General features: G+C 66.8%; 17 protein-coding genes and 1 riboswitch. Of the genes, 14 read left to right on the top strand and 3 right to left on the bottom strand.

All coding sequences use genetic code 11. The features are described from left to right. The first annotated feature begins 166 nt into the window (after positions 1-166). Positions 167-775, top strand: a complete 609-nt coding sequence (locus JO391_RS11455; RefSeq protein WP_220660624.1) for an inner membrane-spanning protein YciB — start codon at positions 167-169, stop codon at positions 773-775. Positions 776-799: 24 nt separating this feature from the next. On the opposite strand, the gene JO391_RS11450 is transcribed toward JO391_RS11455, so the two are convergent. Further along, complete coding sequence (locus tag JO391_RS11450; RefSeq protein WP_220660623.1) at positions 800-1498, bottom strand: glutathione S-transferase N-terminal domain-containing protein; 699 nt, start codon at positions 1496-1498, stop codon at positions 800-802. 129 nt (positions 1499-1627) lie between these two features. On the opposite strand from JO391_RS11450, the gene JO391_RS11445 reads away from it, so the two are divergent. From JO391_RS11445 to JO391_RS11425, 5 genes are all read left to right on the top strand, one after another. Then, the gene (locus tag JO391_RS11445) at positions 1628-1972 is read left to right on the top strand and encodes a DUF1428 domain-containing protein (protein WP_220660622.1); all 345 of its coding nucleotides are present in this window, start codon (positions 1628-1630) and stop codon (positions 1970-1972) included. Positions 1973-1975: 3 nt separating this feature from the next. Beyond that, a complete protein-coding gene (locus JO391_RS11440; protein WP_220660621.1) occupies positions 1976-2446 on the top strand; it encodes a VOC family protein in 471 nt (156 codons plus the stop codon). 34 nt (positions 2447-2480) lie between these two features. Further along, positions 2481-2557: riboswitch (SAM riboswitch) on the top strand. Between the two features lie 43 nt (positions 2558-2600). After that, positions 2601-3782: an O-succinylhomoserine sulfhydrylase gene (gene metZ, locus JO391_RS11435; protein WP_220660620.1), complete on the top strand. Its 1182-nt coding sequence runs from the start codon at positions 2601-2603 to the stop codon at positions 3780-3782. Positions 3783-3904: 122 nt separating this feature from the next. Continuing rightward, positions 3905-4984, top strand: a complete 1080-nt coding sequence (folE2, locus tag JO391_RS11430; RefSeq protein WP_220660619.1) for a GTP cyclohydrolase FolE2 — start codon at positions 3905-3907, stop codon at positions 4982-4984. 56 nt (positions 4985-5040) lie between these two features. After that, positions 5041-6489, top strand: a complete 1449-nt coding sequence (locus JO391_RS11425; protein ID WP_220660618.1) for a TrkH family potassium uptake protein — start codon at positions 5041-5043, stop codon at positions 6487-6489. A gap of 4 nt (positions 6490-6493) precedes the next feature. Here JO391_RS11425 and JO391_RS11420 read toward each other — a convergent pair whose 3' ends face one another. After that, complete coding sequence (locus tag JO391_RS11420) at positions 6494-8350, bottom strand: serine protease (protein ID WP_220660617.1); 1857 nt, start codon at positions 8348-8350, stop codon at positions 6494-6496. 200 nt (positions 8351-8550) lie between these two features. On the opposite strand from JO391_RS11420, the gene JO391_RS11415 reads away from it, so the two are divergent. Next, positions 8551-9483, top strand: coding sequence for a glycine--tRNA ligase subunit alpha (locus tag JO391_RS11415; RefSeq protein ID WP_220660616.1), 933 nt, complete (start codon positions 8551-8553; stop codon positions 9481-9483). Here JO391_RS11415 and JO391_RS11410 read toward each other — a convergent pair. Next, a complete protein-coding gene (locus tag JO391_RS11410) occupies positions 9468-10103 on the bottom strand; it encodes a MarC family protein (RefSeq protein WP_220660615.1) in 636 nt (211 codons plus the stop codon). The genes JO391_RS11415 and JO391_RS11410 overlap by 16 nt on opposite strands. A gap of 50 nt (positions 10104-10153) precedes the next feature. Here JO391_RS11410 and JO391_RS11405 point away from each other — a divergent pair, with 50 nt between their 5' ends. The 7 genes from JO391_RS11405 to glmM all read left to right on the top strand — a co-directional run bounded on the left by JO391_RS11405 (position 10154) and on the right by glmM (position 20358). Then, the gene (locus tag JO391_RS11405; RefSeq protein ID WP_220660614.1) at positions 10154-10633 is read left to right on the top strand and encodes a DUF6446 family protein; all 480 of its coding nucleotides are present in this window, start codon (positions 10154-10156) and stop codon (positions 10631-10633) included. Continuing rightward, entirely contained in the window at positions 10630-11844 is a 1215-nt protein-coding gene (gene gltS / locus JO391_RS11400; RefSeq protein WP_220660613.1) for a sodium/glutamate symporter, read from the top strand. The genes JO391_RS11405 and gltS overlap by 4 nt, the downstream gene beginning before the upstream one ends. A gap of 9 nt (positions 11845-11853) precedes the next feature. Continuing rightward, entirely contained in the window at positions 11854-14073 is a 2220-nt protein-coding gene (gene glyS / locus JO391_RS11395; protein WP_220660612.1) for a glycine--tRNA ligase subunit beta, read from the top strand. 124 nt (positions 14074-14197) lie between these two features. Continuing rightward, positions 14198-16750: a putative PEP-binding protein gene (locus JO391_RS11390; protein ID WP_220660611.1), complete on the top strand. Its 2553-nt coding sequence runs from the start codon at positions 14198-14200 to the stop codon at positions 16748-16750. Positions 16751-17050: 300 nt separating this feature from the next. Next, the gene (locus tag JO391_RS11385; RefSeq protein WP_220660610.1) at positions 17051-17959 is read left to right on the top strand and encodes a dihydroneopterin aldolase; all 909 of its coding nucleotides are present in this window, start codon (positions 17051-17053) and stop codon (positions 17957-17959) included. A gap of 45 nt (positions 17960-18004) precedes the next feature. Next, positions 18005-19015: a dihydropteroate synthase gene (folP, locus tag JO391_RS11380; RefSeq protein WP_220664537.1), complete on the top strand. Its 1011-nt coding sequence runs from the start codon at positions 18005-18007 to the stop codon at positions 19013-19015. Then, entirely contained in the window at positions 19012-20358 is a 1347-nt protein-coding gene (glmM, locus tag JO391_RS11375) for a phosphoglucosamine mutase (RefSeq protein ID WP_220660609.1), read from the top strand. The genes folP and glmM overlap by 4 nt, the downstream gene beginning before the upstream one ends. Positions 20359-20413 lie beyond the last annotated feature (55 nt).

Here is a 20413-nt window from a genome sequence, read left to right as displayed (position 1 = left end):
CCCCTTGAACCGAGTGTTTGCAAGATGTTCTGCCCGTGTTCCCGGTTTGTGTCAAGCGGAACCTGTGCCACAAGCCTTGGGTTGGCTTTTCACGGCGCCGTTGCTTGACCGATATGGGGGTGCCGGATTACCTGCCGCAAGCGCGACGGAACAAGGGTCACGGTCAATGACAGAGAAGACGATCAACCCGGTGGTGAAATCTGTTCTGGAACTGGGGCCGACCCTCGTGTTCTTCGTGATCTACCTTCGCCTGAAGGAACAGAGCTTCACCTTTTTTGGCCAAACCTATTCCGGCTTCATCGTGGCCGCGCTGATCTTCATCCCGATCCTGCTAGCCTCCATGGCCATCCTCTGGGCGCTTACCCGCAAGATCGGTCGGATGCAGGTGCTGACAGCGGTGCTGGTCATCGTGTTCGGCGGCCTGACCGCATGGTTCAACGACGAGAGTTTCTTCAAGATGAAGACGACCATCGTCTACGGTCTCTTGTCCGCCACCCTCGCAGTCGGGCTCCTTCAGGGAAAGAGCTACCTGCAATGGGTCATGGGCGAGATGATGCCAATGCGGCATGAAGGCTGGATGATGCTGACGAAACGGCTTTGCGTGGGTTTTGCCGTCCTGGCCGTGGCGAATGAAGTCGTCTGGCGCACCATGTCGACCGACCTCTGGGTCAAGCTGGAAACCTTCGCCTTCCCGGCTGCGCTCTTCGTGTTCCTCTGGCTTCAGATCGCCAGTCTGCAGAGATACATGATCGACCCCGAAAAGCCCGCCAAGTAGGTTTCACCCGGCGGTCGGACCATTTCAGGGCTTCTGTTTGCCAAACAGAATATCTTGCGCCTTGCGGTCCGTGTTCGCGCTGCGCCGGTCGCTTGCCACCGCCTTGCCGGCGATGAACCCCGGACGCTCGCCCAACTCCTGCAGCCAGCGCACGAAATGCGGTTTGTCCCTCAGCGTCTGTTCCTGCCGCTCCCATCCCTGCGCCCAGGGCCAGATCGCGAAATCGGCAATCGAAAGAAAATCTCCCGCCGCATAGCGGTGCCGCGCCAGTTGCCGGTCCAGCACGCCGTAAAGCCGCGCCACCTCGTTGCGATAGCGGTTCTGCGCGTAGGGCAGAACCTGCGGAGGGTCCAGGTCAGGGGCATAGTGCAGGAAGTGGTGCGCCTGGCCGGCCATCGGCCCGACCCCGCCCATCTGCCACATTAGCCACTGGTCCACCGCGATGCGGTCACGCTCCGTTGCGCCGTAGAACATCCCCGTCTTGCGAGCCAGATATTGCAGGATCGCCCCGCTTTCAAAGATCGAGACCGGCGCGCCATCCGGCCCCTCGCTGTCCACTATGGCGGGCATCCGGTTGTTCGGGGCAATCGCCAGGAACTCGGGGCGGAACTGTTCGCCCGCACCGATGTTCACGAGGTGCAGGTTGTAGGGCAGGCCCAATTCGGCCAGCGCGATAGTGATCTTCCATCCGTTCGGGGTCGGCCAGTAATGCAGGTCGATCATGGTGCCTCCGCACGTTCCATGCGCCGAAGGTGGCGGGATGGCGCGGGGAAGGCAAGGCCGGCCAAGAAAAGATTTCATATCAACATTTAGTCGATCTACATTTCGTTGGTCAGCCTAAGGGAGGTTCGGATGAGCTATGTCAGCGGATTCGTCGCGGCGGTGCCGCAGTCACGGAAGGAGGAATATCTGCGCTTCTCGACGCTGATGGCGTCGATCTTCCGCGACCATGGCGCAACGCGTGTGGTCGAGACCTGGGAGGCGGATGTGCCCGACGGCAAGCTGACCGATTTCCGCCGCGCAGTGCAGGCGGAACCGGGTGAAGCCATCGTCTTCTCGTGGCTCGAGTTTCCCTCACGTGAAGTCTGCGACCGCGGCTTCGAATCGGCGATGCAGGACCCGCGCACACCCAAGGACATGCCGTTCGACGGAAAGCGCATGATCTTTGGCGGGTTCGACAAGATCCTCGAGGGCTGAGCGATGAAGGTCGTACAGCACCTCTGGTTCGAACGTGACATGGACGCGGCGCTTGCGCTTTACACCTCGCTCATCCCCGGCTCGCGCATCGACTGGACGGATGCTGTCCCCGTCGACAACCCCTCGGGCACCGCGGGCAGCGTCAAGATGGCGGGCTTCACACTTGGCGACCAGAGCTACCGGGCGATCCAGGCCGGCCCGCTGGACCCGTTCAACCACAGTTTCTCGATCATGGTGGTTTGCGATGACCAGGCCCAGGTCGACCGACTGTGGGACGCGCTGATCGAGGGGGGCACCACGGAACAATGCGGCTGGCTCCGGGATCGTTGGGGCTTGTCCTGGCAAATCGTGCCGAAACGCCTGGGTGAACTGATGTCCGATCCGGACCCGGTCGTGCGCAATCGCACCGGCGAGGCGATGATGCAGATGGTGAAGTTCGACATCGCGGGGCTGGAGGCCGCGGCGCGCAGTTAAGGGCCCTGTTGACGATGCCGAGCCACGGGCGTATCCAGTCGCCCGTGGCGCTTTGGAACCGGATTGCGGGCCACGTTAAACAAACCGCTAAAAGGTGACGGTGCAGTGGCCCCGAAGCCGACGGTTTCGGGGTTTTTCTATGCCGGAGAGGCACATGAGCACGAACTGGAAGTCCCGCACCACCGCCGTCCACGGCGGCAGCCGCCGAAGCCAGTACGGCGAGATGGCCGAGGCGATCTTCCTGACCCAGGGCTTCGCCTATGATAGCGCCGAACAGGCCGAGGCGCGGTTCATAAAGGCGGGCGACGACGAATTCATCTACGCCCGCTACGGCAACCCTACGACACGCATGTTCGAAGAGCGCATCGCCGCGATCGAAGGCACTGAGGATGCCTTCGCCACTGCCTCCGGCATGGCCGCGGTCAACGGCGCGCTGACCTCGATGCTGCGGGCGGGCGACCATGTTGTGTCGTCACGCGCGCTGTTCGGCTCGTGCCTTTACATCCTTGAAGAGGTGCTGACCCGCTTCGGTGTGAAGGTCACCTTCGTCGATGGCGGCGACCTCGACCAGTGGCGCGCCGCGGTCACGCCCGGCACAAAGGCCGTGTTCTTCGAAACCATGGCCAACCCGACGCTCGACCTCATCGACATCGCCGCCGTGGCGGATATCGCGCATGCCCAGGGGGCGCTGGTGATCGCCGACAACGTCTTCGCCACGCCGGTCTTTTCCCAGGCCGTCGCACTTGGCGCCGATGTCGTGGTCTATTCCGCGACCAAGCACATCGACGGGCAGGGCAGGGCGCTTGGCGGCGTGGTCTGCGGCTCGCGCGACTATATCCGCAAGGTGCTGGAACCCTACATGAAGCACACCGGCGGCTCGATGAGCCCGTTCAACGCCTGGATCATGCTGAACGGCATGGCTACGCTGGACCTGCGTTGCCGGGCCATGGCCGACACTGCGCTGAAGGTGGCGACCGCGTTGTCCTCCCACCCGAAACTCAGCCGCGTGATCTATCCGGGGCTGTCCTCCCATCCGCAGCACAGTCTTGCCATGCGCCAGATGGGCACGGGCGGCACGCTGGTGAGCTTCGAGATTGCCGAAGGCAAGGAAGCCGCCTTCCGCTTCATGAACGCGCTGACCATCGCCAAGATCTCCAACAACCTCGGCGACGCCAAGTCCATCGCCACGCACCCGGCCACCACAACGCACCAGCGCCTCTCTCCCGAACAGAAGGCCCGCCTGGGCATCTCTCCGGGCCTGATCCGCTTCTCGGTCGGGCTGGAAGACGCCGACGACCTGATCGCCGATCTGACGCAGGCGCTGGAAAAGGCCTGACCCTTGGGAACGCGGCACTGATCCGGCTGCCGCTTTCCTTCGTAAAGAAGACGAAAGCGATGGTATAAGGCAGGTGGCATTCCCATATGATGCCCCTGCCGACCGGAACCGGAGGACGCGCGATGACGATTCATGAGGCCGAGCTTGACCGCAAGCCCACCCGGGAAGAGGCCGAAGCGGCGCTGAGCACGCTGCGCCGTTGGGCGGGCGTTGCTCCCGCGCAGGACCTGCCGGCCGAGATCGCCGCCCTGCTGCCGGCACCCTATCCCATGCTGTCGCGCGCCTATCCGACCGATTTCATGGCCGATCCCGCCTATCGCGCCACGCTGCCCGATCTGCAGAACGGCCCCTCCAGCCTGATCGTCGGTGCGCAGACTTCGATCCAGCACGTCGGCATCTCGAATTTTCGTCTGCCGATCTGCTATCGCATGCGCGAGGGCGGCGAGATGATGCTGGAAACCAGCGTCACCGGCACGGTCAGCCTCGACGCCGAGAAGAAGGGCATCAACATGAGCCGCATTATGCGGTCATTCTATGCCCATGCCGAAACCAGCCACAGCTGCGACGTCATCGAGGCCGCCCTGAGCGACTACAAGCGCGACCTCGGTTCTTTCGATGCCCGCATCCAGATGCGCCTGTCCTTCCCGATGCGCGTGACCTCGCTGCGCTCGGGCCTGACCGGATGGCAGTACTATGACATCGCGCTGGAACTGGTGGATCGCGCCGGCCTGCGCCGGAAGTTCATCCACCTCGACTTCGTCTATTCCTCGACATGCCCCTGCTCGCTGGAGCTTTCCGAACATGCCCGCATGACCCGCGGTCAGCTCGCCACGCCTCATTCGCAACGTTCCGTGGCTCGGCTGTCGGTCGAGGTGCTGCCCGGCCCGACGCTCTGGTTCGAAGACTTCGTGGAAATCGCGCGCTCGGGCGTGCCCACCGAGACGCAGGTGATGGTCAAGCGCGAGGACGAACAGGCTTTCGCGGAACTGAACGCCGCCAACCCGATCTTCGTCGAGGATGCCGCGCGCAGCTTCTGTGCCGCCCTGCGCTCCGATCCACGTATCGGCGATTTCCGCGTGGTCGCGAGCCACCAGGAAAGCCTGCACAGCCACGACGCGATCTCGGTCCTGACCGAAGGCCCGACCTTCGCCGCCGAAAGCCTCGACCCACGGCTCTTCGCCTCACTCATCCACGCCGGCTGAGGCAAGCAGAGATGGGCCGTTGACTTGAACCGGCAGGCCCGGCAAGCCTGCCGGCCATGATGGACCTTAGGCCGATAGTCTACATCGTGGGACGCATCCTTGCGGTCCTTGCGATCCTCATGCTTGCCCCTGCACTGATCGACTGGCGGCTGGACAACGGCAATGCCGGGGCCTTCCTGCAATCGGCCATCATCGCCGGGGCCGCCGGCGTTACCCTGTCTCTGGCCACCGGCAACGCCGTCGGCCCCAGCCTTGATGTGCGCCAAGCCTACATTCTCACGGTGCTCATCTGGGGAGGAGTCCCGCTGTTTGCGGCTATTCCCTTCGCGATCGGCGCTCCTGGGCTGGACTTCTCGAACGCCTATTTCGAGGCCGTTTCGGGCATCACCACCACCGGAGCGACCGTGATCGTGGGGTTGGATGATCTGCCCGCAGGCATGAACCTGTGGCGCGGCATGTTGAACTGGATGGGCGGGCTCGGCATTGCCTTCGTGGTGATGATCTTCCTGCCGGTGATGCGCGTCGGCGGTATGCAATTCTTCCGCACGGAAGGGTTCGATACCTTCGGAAAGGTCCTGCCGCGGGCAACTGATATCGCGCGCCAACTTCTCTATGTCTACGCGCTGCTGACGCTGGCCTGCGTGCTGACCTACGCGGCGCTTGGCATGTCGGCGCTGGATGCCGTGGTGAACGGACTTGCCTCGATAGCGACCGGCGGCTTCTCGCCCGCCGACTCCAGCTTCACCAAGTACCCCGGCCTGCCCGAATATGCGGGCACGTTCTTCATGCTGGCGGGCAGCCTCCCCTACATCCGGTATGTGCAGCTGGTGAACGGCTCGGCAGTGCCCCTCTGGCGCGATCTTCAGGCCCGGGCCTATCTGCGCTGGTATGTCTCCGCCGTGCTCGTTGTGGCAATCTGGCGCCTCGCGACCTCGGACATGGGCATCGAGCCGGCGTTCCGGGAGACCGCGTTCAACCTGGCCTCCATCATGTCGGGCACCGGCTTCTTTTCCGGCAGCTTCGGTGCCTGGGGCGGGCTGTCCATGGTGGTAGCCTTCGTCCTTGGCGTGATCGGAGGCTGTTCCGGATCTTCCTCGGGCGCTCTCTCGGTCTTCCGCGTACAGGTCTTGGCCTCGTCCCTCGCATCGCAAATCCAGCGCATTGCCGCGCCGTCGATGGTCGCGCAAGTGAAGTATGCCGGTCGCAAGGTGGAAGATGACGTGATGAGCGGCCTGATGACCTATGGCACTGCCTATATCCTGACCATCGGCCTGATGAGCGCGCTGATGACACTGGCCGGGGTCGATCTGGTTTCGTCGATCTTCGCCATCTGGACTTCAATCGGAAACATCGGCTACGGCTACGGCCCGATGCTCGCACCGACCGGGACCTTCGTGGATTTCCCCGTAGCTGCCAAATGGATCATGATCGTGACGATGCTGATGGGCCGCTTGGGCCTTCTCGCTTTCTTCGTGATTGCCCTGCCGCGCTTCTGGCGGCGCTGACGCTTCACTCCCAGCAAGACACCAGCACCGTCATCCCCGAGGCATGTTTGGCCAGGTCGTCCGGTGGCAGTGCGCCCACCCGGTCGGACGTGGCAATCGTCAGCCCATCGAGGGCCAAACGCGCGGCAATGGCCGCACCGCTTGCGGCAAAGGCCGTGCCTGCGGGCAGCACCTGCGTCCCACCTGTCGCCTGCGGCAGCAACAGGCCCACCACTGCTCCCGTCGCGTCCAGAACCGGCCCGCCGGCATCGCCCGGCCTCATCTCCAGCGTAAGGCGGCTCAGCCCCGTCTCGCCGTTCAGCCCGGTCTCTGCCTCCAGGGTACCGAAGGTCAGCACGGGGGCGGGCAGGCGGTCCTCGTAGGGATAGCCCGAAACCGCGATCTCGGCGCCTGGCCTCAGCGAGCTGGACCGCAACTCGGCAATCTCGGTCGGCGCCAGCGCTGTGCCCGGTGTCAGAACCGCCAGCCCCGCTGTCTTGTCCGAAAACCGCACCGTCGCGGGCACACCGGCATCCAGCGTCACGCGCGAACAACCCTCCACCGCCTCTGGCGTCGTCAGTACCGTGCCCGCGGCATCAAGATAGAAGCCCGACCTCGACAGTTTCGGACGCCGCACTTCCAGCCCGGTCAGGAGGCCCTGCCGCGCACCGTCGCTCAGGGCCACCATGCCAGGGTCCAGCGCCCGGTCGCCCACGGCGCGGAAGCTCGCCTCCATCGTGGTCAGCACGCGGCTCACCCGTTGTTCGTCGGCAGGGTTCCAGACGACGATGTAGCCCTTGATCAGCCCCTTGCTCAGGTCCGCCTTGGCAAAGGCCGCGGTCCGGGCATTGCGCCCCATGATGGTGAACCCGGTCTCGCTGACCGACCGTTCCCCATCCATCGGGATGATCGCAAGCGTTTGCAACAGGTCATACAGCCCGCGCAACGCTGCGGCATCGCCTGGCTGGCTGATCAGGATGATCCGTGTCTCCGACCCGTCCAGCGCCGCGTAATGCACGAAGGGCGGTTCGTAGTGGTCGAAGGCCACCATTGCCATCGGCAGCGTCACCTCGATCCCGGCATCGCCTTCGCCCACGCTGCGGAAACCATAGGCCGCCTCCTCGGCGCGCCAGCCGTTCAGAAGTGCGGCCCGTTGTGCCGAAGTCAGGATTCCCGTCGGTTCAAGTCCCGAAGCCTCCTGCCAGGCAGCCATCGAGGCGCGGGTTCCGCGTCCGAAGGCGCCGTCGATCGCGCCCTCATAGAAACCGAACCATTCCAGCCCGCGCTGCAGGTCCATCCGCTCTTCCGGGCTCAGGGCCGCCTCGCTTTCGCGGGCCTCCTCGGGGGTCTCTTCCACGATGGCCGGTAGCTCTGGGGTAGCGGCGGGCGCCTCGGCGGTCTCCGGGGCAGGGGCTTCGGGGGTGGAGTCTGCCGGCGGGTTCGCCGCAGTCCACGCTCCATCCGTGCCTTCCTCAGCCGGTGCTTCCCCGGTTGCTTCAGGCATGGCCAGATCTTCGGGCGCTTCCGGTTCGGGCGCCGTCGCCTCCGGCAGGCCGCCCGCGGGCGGCCAGAACTGCACCAGGTGGCTCCGTCCATCGCTGATATAGGAGTCCCGCGGGATCAGGTTTTCGCGCTTCAGGCTGGCAAGCCGTTCGGTGGCCGCCGCGCGGTCATACGGGCCAAGCGCCACCGCATACCAGCCGGAATTCAGCTGCCAGCCCTGCACGTCCGGAAAGGCCGCCGCATAGGCCGCGGCACGCTCCTTCCCCTCGGCCTCGGTCGGCTGCGCCTCGATCTGAACCCAGACCTGCTCCTGCGCCGGGGCCGCCGTTGCGACCAGAAGCCCCGTCACGATGGCCAAAAGGCCGATAATCCGTCGCATGAAACCCCGCACGCCGCCCCGGAAATCCTCCGGTCTTTCCGGCCGGATACCGTAACAGAGACGTGAGCGATTGCACCCCCGGCCAAATCACAGGCGCGCGAGTGTTGCCGCCGGGTTTCCCTGGCGCCGCAGGCCGTCCGATGATTGACCATACCCGGCCTTCTGCCTATGGGAGAGGCGTCCAATCCGGGGGACCCGCCATGACCGACCGCCTAGCCCCGCCGCGCAGCTTCCAGGAAATCCTGATGCGCCTTCAGGCCTATTGGGGCGCCCAGGGCTGCGCCGTGCTGCAGCCCTATGACATGGAGGTCGGGGCCGGCACCTTCCACCCCGCCACCACGCTGCGCGCGCTTGGCAGCCGCCCCTGGGCGGCGGCCTATGTCCAGCCCTCGCGGCGGCCGACAGACGGGCGCTATGGCGAGAACCCCAACCGCCTGCAGCACTATTACCAGTACCAGGTCCTCATCAAACCCTCGCCGCCCGATCTTCAGGCGCTCTACCTCGGCAGCCTCGAAGCCATCGGCATCGATATGGCGCTGCACGACATCCGCTTTGTCGAGGACGACTGGGAATCCCCCACCCTCGGCGCCTGGGGCCTTGGCTGGGAAGTCTGGTGCGACGGCATGGAAGTCAGCCAGTTCACCTACTTCCAGCAGGTCGGCGGCCACGATTGCAGGCCCGTCTCGGGCGAACTGACCTATGGCCTCGAGCGGCTCGCCATGTATGTCCTTGGCATCGACCATGTCATGGACATGCCCTTCAACGACCCGCAATCACCCATCCCGCTGAAATACGGCGACATCTTCCGCCAGACGGAAGAGGAATACTCGCGCCACAACTTCGACGCCGCCACAACCGAGATGCTGCTGCGCCATTTCGAGGATGCCGAGGCCGAATGCCAGCGCCTGCTCGACCAGCCCGCGCAGGACCCCAAGACTGGCAAGCGCATCATCATGGCTCACCCGGCCTATGACCAGTGCATCAAGGCCAGCCACCTCTTCAACCTCCTGGACGCCCGCGGCGTGATCTCGGTCACCGAACGCCAGGCCTATATCGGTCGCGTCAGGGCGCTGGCAAAGAAATGCGCCGATGCCTTCGTGCAGACCGAGGCGGGGGGCTACGTCCCCGCATGACCCGCCTGGGCCAGAACCGGCAGCAAGGCCTTCAGCCCCTCGGTGATCATTTCCACCGCGATGGCCGCAAGGATCATGCCCATCAGGCGCGTCATGATGATGCGCAGCTTCTGGCTCATGTAATGTCCGATGGTGGTGCCAAGCGCCAGCACCACCCCCATGATCAGCATCACCGCGGCAATCGCCAGCCAGAAGGCCACATGCTCGCCCCCCGTCACCGCGCGCTCCTTGAACACCACGATCGTGGTGATCGTTCCGGGGCCGATGATCATCGGGAAGGCCAGCGGATAGAAGGCCACGCTCTCGCGGCTCGCGGCGCTCATCGTGCGCCCTTCCTCCGGGTCGCCGTTCATCATGCGCAGCCCGATCAGCAGGATGGCCAGCCCGCCGGCCAGCCGGAAGTGATCGACCCCGATGCCGAAGAAGGCCAGGATCGCATCGCCCGTCACGGCCACCACGGCAGCCATCACCGCTGCATAGACCGTCACCATCAGCGCCGTGCGCCGCACGTCGGCCGGGCTTTGTCCGGCCGTCAGGGCCAGGAAGATCGGCAGGCTGATGAACGGGTTGGCCAGCGCGAACAGCGCACCGAAAAACTTGATCAGGAACGCGCCGTCCATCCGCCTCTCCCTGCCGCCCGCCGCATCGTCACGCGCGCGGAGGGCCGGCCATGAACGGAAAGATCGTCGCGGGGTTCATCGTGGTGATAGCACTTGCCGCCGGAATAGCCATCTACTGGCTTCAGGAATACGCCTTCTACGAAACCGCCAGCTTCAGCCCCGGCGCCGAGATCGAGCTCACCCCGATCGAGGGCGGCCAGCCCGAGCCGATCCTGGCCGAAAACGTCCAAGGCATCGATTCCGAAAGCTCGCCCATACGCTTCCGTGCCTGTTTCACCACGCCCCTCTCGCTTGGGATGCTGACCGAAACCTACGTGACCTACCCCGATGCCGAACCGCTGATCGCCCCCACCTGGTTCTACTGCTTCGATGCCGCCGCCATCGGCCGCGCGCTGGAAAGCGGAGAGGCCGTGGCCTTCCTCTCCCGCGCCGGCATCCAGCCCGGCATCGACCGCGTCGTCGCCGTCTTCCCCGACGGCCGCGCCTTCGCTTGGACCCAGGTCAACAAATCCGCGGGGCAAAGCCAGTGACTGTCGGCCCCCCCCTCGCGCTCGACGCATTCGAGACGACGACCCTCGGCTTCCTCGTCTATCTCGTGGGGGCCCGCATCACGCGGTCGGTCGCGTTCCTGCGCGATTTCAACATTCCCGAACCCGTCACCGGCGGCATCCTTGCCGCGCTGCTGACGCTGGCGATCTTCCTCGCCACCGGTCATCCGGCCGAGTTCGACCTTTCCGTGCGCGACTACCTCCTGGTGCTGTTCTTCTCCGGCATCGGCCTCAACGCCCGCATGTCCGACCTGGCAACCGGCGGCCGACCGCTTCTGATCCTTCTGGTTCTGACCGTGGCGCTGATCGTGGCGCAGGACATCGTGGGCATCCTCACCGCCTTCGCCTTCGGCCTGCCCATGCCCGTGGGCATCCTGCTCGGTTCGGCGAGCCTCATCGGCGGCCACGGCACCACCATCGCCTGGGCGCCTGTGGTCGAGGGCACGGTCGGCCTCGACGGCATGATGGAACTGGGTGTCGCCTCGGCCACCCTCGGCCTCATCACCGGCGCGCTGATCGGCGGCCCCATCGCAAAGCTTCTGATCCTGCGCCACAAGCTCGCCCCTGCGCCGGGCGATCACGATCAGACCGTCGGCCTCGCCTGGGCCGACGAGGCCAGCGCCACGATCACCGCCCCCGCGCTCATGCACACGCTTCTCGTGCTGCACATCGTCATCATCGCCGGCATGGCCCTGCACGAGATCATCCTCGACCTCGGGCTGAACCTGCCGCTCTTCGTGCCCTGCATGCTGGTCGCCATCCTGGGCGGTAACCTCTACCCCCGGCTCCTGCCGCGCGCCCCCCGCGTGGCGCGCAGCCCCACGCTCGCCATGGTCTCCGATTTCGCGCTCGGCATCTTCCTCGCCATGTCGCTGATGTCCATGCAACTCTGGACTCTCGCGGGCATGGGCGTGCTGATGACCGTCTCGCTCATCGCCCAGACCGCGCTGGTCGTCGCCTTCATCCTGTTCCTCCTGTTCCGCATGATGGGCGGGGGCTACACCGCCGCCGTCCTCTCCGCCGGTTTCGCCGGCTTCTCGCTCGGCGCCACCCCCACCGCCATTGCCAACATGACGGCGGTGACCAAACACTACGGCCCGGCGCCCATCGCCTTCGTCATCCTTCCCCTCGTTTCGGCCTTCTTCGTGGATATCGCCAATGCCGCGATCATCCAGGCCTTCCTCGCCTTCTAAGGTGCCCCAATGCCTGACCTGCTGATCGAACTCTTCTCCGAGGAAATCCCCGCCCGCATGGCCGCCAAGGCCCGCGAGGATCTGAAGAAGCTTGTCACCGACGGGCTGGTCGAGGCGGGCCTCACCTATGCCTCGGCCGGCGCCTTCTCCACCCCCCGCCGCCTGACGCTGGCGGTGGAAGGGCTCACCGCCGAAAGCCGCCCCGTGCGCGAGGAACGCAAAGGCCCCCGCGCCGATGCCCCCGCCCAGGCCATCGAGGGCTTCCTCCGCGCCACCGGCCTCACGCTGGACCAACTGGAACGGCGCGAGGACAAGAAAGGCGGCGCCACACTCTTCGCCGTGATCGAAAAGCCCGGTCGCGCCGCGCCGGAAATCGTGGCCGAGGTTCTGGCCGCCACCATCCGCAGCTTCCCCTGGCCCAAGTCCATGCGGTGGGGGTCCGGGTCGCTTCGCTGGGTGCGCCCGCTCCATTCCATCCTCTGCCTGCTCACCACCGAAGCCGGCGCCGAAGTGGTGCCGCTCGATGTCGATGGCATCAAGGCCTCCAACACCACCGAAGGCCACCGCTTCCTCAGCCAGGGCCGCTTCACCGTCCATTCCTTCGACGACTACGCCGCGAAACTCCGCCGCGCCCTTGTCATGCTTGACCCCGCCGAGCGCGAGGCCGCCATCTGGTCCGGCGCGCAGAACCTGGCCTTCGCCCAAGGGCTGGAACTGGTCGAGGACAAGGGCCTGCTTACCGAAATCGCCGGCCTCGTCGAATGGCCCGTGCCGCTGATGGGCCGCATCAAGGACCAGTTCCTGCACCTGCCGCCCGAGGTGCTGCAAACCTCGATGAAGGAACACCAGAAGTTCTTCTCGGTGAAGAACCCCCGCACCGGCCGGATCGAGGGCTACGTCACCGTCGCCAACATCGAAACGCCGGACAACGGCGCCACGATCCTGAAAGGCAACGACAAGGTGCTGACCGCGCGCCTCTCCGACGCCCGCTTCTTCTGGGAAAACGACCTGCGCGTGGCCAAGGCCGGCATGGGCGAATGGCTCGACGCGCTGGACAACGTGACCTTCCACAATAAGCTTGGGAGCCAGAAGGCCCGCATCGACCGCATCGCCGCGCTGGCCCGGGAACTGGCCCCCGTGGTCGGCGCCGACCCCGACCTCGCCGAACAGGCGGCGCGGGTCGCCAAGGCAGACCTCCGCTCGGCCATGGTCGGTGAATTCCCCGAGCTTCAGGGCCTGATGGGCATGTACTACGCCCGCGAAGCCGGCCTGCCCGAACCCGTGGCGCTCGCCGCCCGCGACCACTACTCCCCCCTCGGCCCGTCCGATGCCGTGCCGACCGAGCCCGTCTCGGTCGCCGTGGCGCTTGCCGACAAGATCGACACGCTGACCGGCTTCTGGGCGATTGACGAGAAGCCCACGGGGTCGAAGGACCCGTTCGCGCTACGGCGGGCGGCGCTTGGTGTGATCCGGTTGATCCTTGCCAACAACTTGCGCCTCTCCTTCGACCGCCCGGCCGATGTTCAGGTGCTGCGCCACCAGATCGGCGCCGCGCCGCAATCCGTCGATCTGCTCGCCCCGCTTCTGTCGGCCGCCGTGGCGCACGGCATGTTTGGCGAGTCCACCCGCGCGCTAATCACGCAGGCCGAGACCGCAGGCCCAGGGTGGCTTTCTCTGGTGCGCGACCATGATCCCACCATCACCGACGATCTGCGCGACTTCCTCCACGACCGTCTCAAGGTCTTCCTGAAGGATCAGGGCATCCGCCACGATGTCATCGACGCCTCGCTTGCCATGCCCGGCAACTGCGACCTGACCCTGCTCGTCGCCCGCGCCACCGCGCTGTCGGATCTCCTGAAAACCGAAGACGGCACCAACCTGCTGCAAGGCTTCAAGCGCGCCAACAACATCCTCACCCAGGCCGAGGAAAAGGACGGCGTCGAATACTCCTATGGCGCCGACCCGAAATTCGCGGAAACCCCCGAGGAAAAGGCCCTCTTCGCCGCCCTCGACACCGCCGAGGCCGCCATCGCCCCCGCCATGGCGAAGGAGGACTTCCCCGCCGCCATGCGCGCCATGGCCGCACTCCGCGCTCCCATCGACGCCTTCTTCACCGCAGTCCAGATCAACACCGACAACCAGATCATCCGCCGCAACCGCCTGAACCTGTTGCACCGTATCCGCGCCACCTGCGGCCAGGTCGCGGACCTGACGAAGATCGAGGGCTGAGCCCCTCCTTCTTCTGTTCAAGAAGTATCCTCGGGGGGGAGGGGGGCAGACAGCCCCCCTGCGACCTCTCCGCTTGCGCCACGCCCATTCCGGCGTATCCTGCGGCCAGCCAGAGGATGCCGCAGTGCAGAAATTCGACGCCTTCCCCGACTTCGCCGAAGTCACCCCCACCGGCCGCATCTCGGCCGCGCTGCACGGCTGGCGCGCCAAGTGCCTGCAACGCCTCGTCCGCCTGGACCTGCCGGTTCCCCGCACCGTGGCCCTTCCGGCCACCGCCGTCCGCGCCATCGCCGCAGGCCATGTGGTCGACTGCGCCACCCTTCTCGCGATCTTCGGCGACGCCCCCCTCGTCTCGGTCCGCCCCTCGCCCGCGAACCCCGATTGGGGCGGCCCAGCCACCATCCTCAACGTGGGCCTCAACGCCGCCCGCCACGCGGCGCTTGCCAAACTCCACGGCCAGCCGGCCGCAGACGCGCTCTATCTTCGATTCGTGCAATCCTACGCCACCCACGTCGCCCGTCTTGACCCCGACATGTTCGATTCCCGCGAGGCGTCGCCCGAATCCATCCGCGACGCCCTGCGTAAATACGAACACGAGATGGAGGAACCCTTCCCCGAGGACCCGGCCCGCCAGCTTTCGGAAGTGTTGCGCTCGATGGCCCGCGCCTGGGAAGGCACCTCCGCCCGTCTCCTGCGCCAGGCCAAGGGCGCGCCCGCCGATGCCGCCCTCGGCCTCGTCGTGCAATCCATGGCCCAGGGCATCGCCGGCGGCATCTCGGGCTCGGGCGTCATCCAGTTCGTCGATCCCGTCTCGGGCCACCCGCAGATCACCGGCCGCTACCTTGGCCAAAGCCAGGGCCGCGACGCGCTGAAACGCACCGAGGCGCTCTACCTCACCCGCGACCTGCGCGGCCCCTCCCTGGAAGACATCGCGCCCCAGATCTTCGCCGACCTCGTGGCCTATGGCAGCGCCTGCCGCGCCCGCCTGCGCGAGGAAATGCAGATCGAATTCACCATCGAGGATGGCCGCCTCTCCGTTCTCGATGCCGTCCGCGTCCAGCGCTCTTCCCGTGCGGGCCTTCGCATCGCCGTGGCGCTGGCCGACGACCATGTCATCACAAGGGACGAGGCGGTGATGCGGGTCGAACCCCGCGCGCTGTCGGAACTCCTGCACCACCAGGTCGATCCGCGCGGCCCCCGTGACGTCTTCGCCCGCGGCATCGCCGCTTCTCCCGGCGCCGCCGCCGGTGCGCTGGTCTTCTCCTCGGCCGCCGCGCAAAGCTTTGCCTCGCGCGGCGAGCCCTGCATCCTCGTGCGCCGCGAGACCGCGCCCGAAGACATCCGCGGCATGCATTCTGCCGTGGGCGTACTCACCGAACGCGGCGGCGTCACCTCCCATGCCGCGGTGATCGCCCGCGGCCTCGGCGTGCCCTGCGTGGTGGGGGCATCGGGTCTGCGCCTCGACAGCAAGGACAAGAAGCTCACCGCCGCCGATGGCCGCATCTTCCGCGAAGGCGACCGCATCACGCTGGACGGCACCGCAGGCGAGGCGCTGGCGGGCGAAGCCGCGATGCTGCCCCCCGCGCTGGACGAAAACTTCCGCAAGCTCCTGCATTGGGCCGACCAGGCCCGCGACATCGGCATCCGGGCCAATGCCGACACGCCGGCCGATGCCGAACTCGCCCGCCGCTTCGAGGCCGAGGGGATCGGCCTGTGCCGGACCGAACACATGTTCTTCGACGAGGACCGCCTCGTCGTCATGCGCGAGATGATCTTCGCCGATACGCCGCAGGACCGCGCCGCCGCGCTCGACAGGCTCCTGCCGATGCAGCGCGCCGATTTCGTGCAACTGTTCGAGATCATGCGCGGCAAGCCGGTCTGCATCCGCCTCTTCGACCCGCCGCTGCACGAATTCCTGCCCCAGTCGCGCGAAGGGCTGCGCGACCTGGCCGAAGCGCTCGACAAGCCGCTCAGCGACGTCACCCGCCGTGCCGAGGCGCTGGCCGAATTCAACCCCATGCTCGGGATGCGCGGGGTGCGCCTCGGCGTGGTCCTGCCCGAAATCTACAACATGCAGGCCCAGGCCATCTTCGAGGCCACGGTCGAGGTCGGCCGCCGTGGCGATCCGGTGGTGCCGGAAATCATGATCCCGCTGGTCTCGGCCCGGCGCGAGGTGGAACTGGTCAAGACCCGCATCGACGCCGTGGCCGCCACGGTGCGCAACCACTCCGGGCAGGCTTTCGACTACCGGCTGGGCGTCATGGTCGAAACCCCGCGCGCCGCGCTCCGCGCCGGCGAGATCGCCCAGCATTCTGCCTTTCTGTCCTTCGGCACCAACGACCTCACGCAAATGACCTACGGCCTGTCGCGCGACGATGCCGGCCGCTTCATGAACACCTATGTCCAGCAGGGTGTCTTCCCCGAAGACCCGTTCCACACGCTGGACGTCGATGGCGTGGGCGAGCTTCTGCTCATCGGAGCCGACCGCGGCCGGCGCACCCGCGCCGACCTTGTGGTCTCGATCTGCGGCGAGCATGGCGGCAACCCCGAATCCATCGCCTTCTGCCGCAAGGCGGGCTTCGACTATGTCTCCTGCTCGCCCTTCCGCGTGCCTCTTGCCCGCCTCGCCGCTGCGCATCTGGCGATCACCGACCGCCGGGAAAGCGGCGTGACTTGAGCCACCCGTTCGATTGAGCCGCCGCAAGCGGCGGCACGCCTTTCTGTCACCTTCGCGGCCAAAGAGCCGCGAAGGTTCCGGTTTGCGCTCCGCGCGGGAGTACTTGGGCAAAGAAGAAACCAGCTTCTTCCTTGCGAAAACACTCTCGGAGGGAGCCCAGGGCCTGCCTCGGACCGGGGGGCAGAAGGCCCTCCTCCGCCGCCGGCCGCCGTCGCCCCCCTTGCAGAAGGGGGCGCGATCATGCAACGCCCCGCCACCGGCTCTGCTAGACTGGGCCCAAGCTTACCCCGGACAGATGCCATGACCACCGACATCCGCCTTGCCTTCGCCCATCCCGAAGAGCGCAGCCTCGCCTCGGCCCCTTCGGACCCGCGCGACCGCATCAGCTTGCGCGACCATGTGGTCGAGGCCGACATCGGCGCCTTCCAGAAGGAACGAGGCCACCGCCAGCGGCTGATGTTCAACATCGTGGTCGAGGTGCGCCCCATCTCCCAGCCCATCGACGACGACGTGGACCGCATCCTCAGCTATGACCGCCTGACCGAGGCGATTGCCGAGGAACTGGCGGCAGAGCGGCTGAACCTGCTGGAAACCCTGGCAGAGCGGGTGGCGGAACGCATCCTGGCAGAACCACAGGCGATGCGCGCCTTCGTGCGCATCGAAAAGCTGGACATCGGCCCCTACAAGCTGGGCGTGGAAATCGTCCGCTCGCGCGCCGAAGCACCCGTGCGCGCGCTGGCGGCCGATGGCACAGACCGCGCGGTGCACCCTTGCGTGGTCTTCCTCGACAATGCCGCCATCGGCGCACCGGATCTTTCGGCCCGTCTGGATGCGCTGCTTGCCGCCGGCGACCCGCTGATCCTCGCCGTGGGTCTGCCGGACCTGCCCCGCCCCCAGACCGGCCACAAGCCGACGCAGCGGCGCATCGACCTTCTGGCCATCGAACAGAACGCCTGGGTGCTGGCGGCCCGCGACCCGCGCTGCGTGGTGGTCGCCACGCGGACCGAGATCGACTGGGCCATGAAACGCGGCCAGACCGTGGTGTGGGCGCCGTCCAAGCTGGTGCTGGATGCCGTGGACGGCCCGACCTCGCGCGAACCCGTGGCGCTGGCGCTCTGGCTGGCCGAAACCATGGCGGCGCGCTCGCTGACTGTTCACGGCGATGTTGCGCTTCCGGCGGGAAGCCGCGTGCCGGTCACGCGGGCGTGACCCTGCATCTTGCGTGAAACCGGGCGCGGTCCTATCCCCGACCACATGATCTGCTACCGCCCCGTCGCGATGACCGATCCTGCCCGCCCCGCAGGCGCCTTGCCTGTGGCGGGCGGTCCCTGCTGGTTTGACAGGGTAGAGGTGCTGGAACGGGGCAGGGCGCCCCGGCTTGTCCCGGCCCGCGACCTTCCGCCCGAGACGCGCGACACCCTTGCCGACCACCGCCCCGCCTTTGCCGGGCTGGCGATGGACCGTCCCCGCGTCATGGGCATCCTGAACGTCACGCCCGACAGCTTTTCCGACGGCGGCCGTTTCCTTTCCCCCGAGGCTGCCCTTGCCCAAGCCCGCGCCCTGGCTGCCGCCTCCGACATGCTGGACATCGGCGGCGAAAGCACCCGTCCCGGCGCCGCCGAGGTCTCCGTGGCCGACGAGATCGCCCGCACCGCCCCGGTGATCGCCGCCCTGCGCGAAGCCGGCCTCGCCACGCCGGTTTCCATCGACACCCGCAAGGCCCCTGTGGCCAACGCCGCGCTTCAGGCCGGCGCGCAGGTGGTGAACGACGTCGCCGCCTTCCGCTTTGACCCCGCGCTCGGCCCGCTGGCTGCAGCAAGACGCGCGCCGGTGGTGCTGATGCACTCCATCGCCACCCCCGCCACGATGCAGGACGCGCCCGCCTATGACGATGTGGTGCTGGATGTCTATGCCGCCCTGGCGGAACGCATCGCCCATGCCCTGGCACTCGGCATCCCCCGCGCCAACATCATGGCCGATCCCGGAATCGGCTTCGGCAAGACGCTCGCCCACAACCTCGCCCTCCTGGCCCGCCTTTCCGTCTTCCACGGCCTCGGCGTGCCGATCCTGCTTGGCGCCTCGCGCAAGCGGTTCATCGGCACGCTCGCGCGGGAACAGGATCCCGACCGCCGCTTGCCCGGCTCGCTCGCCGTGGCGCTGCACGGCGCGGCACAGGGCGTTCAGATTATCCGCGTCCATGACGCGCAAGAAACCGCCCAGGCACTTCGCCTCTGGCGGGCCACAACCACAGGAGAAGAGGCATGAGCAGGAAACTCTTCGGCACCGACGGCGTGCGCGGCACCGCCAACACCTATCCCATGACCGCCGAAATGGCCCTGAAGCTCGGCGCCGCCGCCGGACGCTTCTTCCGCCGCGACGGCGCCGCCTCGGGCCACCGCGTCGTCATCGGCAAGGACACGCGCCTGTCGGGCTACATGCTGGAAAACGCCCTCACCGCCGGGCTCACCTCCACCGGCATGAACGTCCTGCTGCTCGGCCCCATCCCCACCCCCGCCGTGGGCTTCCTCACCCGCTCCATGCGCGCCGACCTGGGTGTGATGATCTCGGCCAGCCACAACCCGCACCAGGACAACGGCATCAAGTTCTTCGGCCCCGACGGCTTCAAGCTGTCCGATGAGGCCGAGGAAGAGATCGAATCCATCCTTGAATCCGCCCCCGACCTGGCCCCCCCCGAACAGATCGGACGCGCCCGCCGCATCGAGGACGGCCGCGGCCGCTATCAGGAATATGCCAAGACCACCTTCCCGGCGGGCCTGCGCCTCGACGGGCTGAAGGTGGTGATCGACTGCGCCAACGGCGCCGCCTACCGCGCCGCGCCAGAGGTGCTTTGGGAACTCGGCGCAGACGTGATCCCGGTGGGGGTTTCCCCCAACGGCACCAACATCAACGACCGCTGCGGTTCCACCTACACCCAGACCGCGGCCGAGGCCGTGGTGGCCCACGGCGCCCATGTCGGCATCTGCCTCGACGGCGATGCCGACCGGGTGATGATCCTCGACGAACATGGCCAGGTGGCCGACGGCGACCAGATCATGGCCCTGCTGGCCACCCGGTGGGCGCAAGAGGGCAAGCTGCGCGGGCGCACCCTCGTGGCGACCGTCATGTCCAACCTGGGCCTCGAACGCCACCTGGCCGCCCAGGGCCTGCACCTGGAACGCACGCCCGTCGGCGACCGCTACGTAGTCGAGGCGATGCGCCGCGGCGGCTGGAACCTGGGCGGAGAACAGTCGGGACATATCGTGATGACCGACTACGCCACCACCGGCGACGGCCTCATCGCGGGGCTCCAGTTCCTGGCCGAAATGGCCCGCACCGACCGCGACGCCTCGGAACTGACCCGCCAGTTCGCCACCGTGCCGCAGATGCTGAAGAACGTCCGCTACGGCGAAGGCGCCCGCCCGTTGGAAGCCCCCGCCGTCATCGCCGCCATCTCTGGCGCAGAGGCGCGGATGAACGGCAAGGGCCGGCTCCTGATCCGCAAGTCGGGCACCGAACCCCTGGTCCGCGTCATGGCCGAATGCGAGGACGAGGCGATGCTGGCCGAAGTGGTGGGCGAGATCGTCGAGGCGGTGAAGGCCGCCGTCTGACGGAAATCGGCCTGACGGAAATTGGCCTGACGGAAACCCGTCTGGCCGAAGCCCG

It is taken from the genome of Neotabrizicola shimadae, from assembly GCF_019623905.1.
Classification (GTDB): Bacteria; Pseudomonadota; Alphaproteobacteria; order Rhodobacterales; family Rhodobacteraceae; genus Neotabrizicola; species Neotabrizicola shimadae.
This window is presented reverse-complemented; position numbering and strand designations above follow the sequence as displayed.